The following is a 1,569-nucleotide window of genomic DNA, read 5'->3' on the forward strand; positions in this document are numbered from 1 at the left end:
GCCATCAGCATCACCACAGAAAGCAGACATGAAAAAGGCGACCCGAAGGTCGCCTTTTTTTGACGCAGACGCTGTTGATCAGAACTCGTGATCAGCGTTGTCCGGGTTCAGGTCGCTGATGCCCAGCTTGCCGGCAGCGGCTTCGATCGAACCGGTCTGCTTGACCAGGGACGCGATGGCGTCGCGAACAATCTGGTTGCCAGCGGTGTTACCCGCAGCGATCAACTGGTCGTAGTGCTCACCCTTGTTGGCGTGATCGACCATGACCTGGATCTTGGCTTCGGTAGCGGCCAGATCGGCTTTCAGTGCGGTGTCGGCAGCCGGGTCGGCCTTGGCCACCAGCGACGACAGGCTGGCGCCGGTCATCTTGGTGCCGTCAACACGGGTGTACTCGCCCAAATACACGTTACGAATGCCTTTGGCATCGTAGAAGTGCGAGTTGTGGGTGTTGTCGCTGAAGCAATCCTGCTCGTCTTCAGGGGAGTTGGCTTCCAGGGACACCTTCATGCGCTCGCCCGCCAGTTCGCCCAGGGACAGGCTGCCCATGCCGAAGAGCATTTTGCGCAGACCGGTTTCGCCCGGCTCGGCTTCGAGGGTGGCGCGGTAGTTGTCAGCCACGTTCGGCTTCCAGTTACCGACCATTTCTTCCAGATCGCTGACCAGCAGTTGAGTCACCGACTTCAGGTAGGCGCGACGACGATCGTTGTGACCGCCAGTAGCGCCGGCGCCTTCCAGGTAGTCGGAGGCCGGACGGTTGCCAGCGCCAGGGCCGGTACCGTTCAGGTCCTGGCCCCAGAGCAGGAATTCGATGGCGTGGTAGCCAGTGGCAACGTTGGCTTCGGAACCGCCCAGCTCGTTGAGGCTGGCGAGTTTTTCCGGGGTGATGTCTTTGACGTCGACCTTGTCTTCGCCGACCTGAACTTCGGTGTTGGCGATGATGTTGGCGGTAGCGCCCGGGTTACCCAGTGCGTGCTCGTAGGATTTGTCGACGTAGTCGATCAGACCCTCGTCCAGTGGCCAGGCGTTAACCTGACCTTCCCAATCGTCGATGATGGTGTTGCCGAAGCGGAACACTTCACTCTGCAGGTACGGAACGCGCGCGGCGACCCAGGCAGCCTTGGCGGCTTTCAGGGTGTCGGCGTTCGGTTTGGCGAGGAAAGCATCGACAGCGGTCTGCAGGGTTTTCGCGGTGGATTCGGCATCGCTGTAAACGGCGAAGACCATGTCGGCGTAGTGCGCGACCACAGCCTTGGCGGCGGCTTCGTCGACTTTACCGGCAGCGGCAGGCGCCGCCGCAGGTGCGGTGGTGCTGGCGGCTGGCGTCGGTGCGGCCGGAGCGGCGGCCTTGTCTTTACCTTCGCCGCAACCGGCGAGGGAAATAGCGATGGCCAGCAGACTGGCGGTAGCCAGAGGCATACGAATCATGGCGAACATCCTGCTTCGATAGTTGAGTGGACTCGCGCTGGGGGTGCGCAAAACTGCGACATAATGCAAATCTTTCGCATTATGTGTAAAGGGTTGTGGCTGGAAATATTTCTTATTTACGCAGATCAAAAGATCGTCCGATCG

At 60.4% G+C, this 1,569-nt stretch carries 1 protein-coding gene; it reads right to left on the minus strand.

The window, feature by feature from the left end; all coding sequences use genetic code 11:
* Positions 1-78: 78 nt before the first annotated feature.
* Positions 79-1,425, minus strand: coding sequence for an imelysin family protein (locus PMI23_RS28175; RefSeq protein ID WP_007918935.1), 1,347 nt, complete (start codon positions 1,423-1,425; stop codon positions 79-81).
* Positions 1,426-1,569 lie beyond the last annotated feature (144 nt).

It is taken from the genome of Pseudomonas sp. GM24 (assembly GCF_000282235.1).
In the GTDB taxonomy this organism is placed as follows: domain Bacteria; phylum Pseudomonadota; class Gammaproteobacteria; order Pseudomonadales; family Pseudomonadaceae; genus Aquipseudomonas.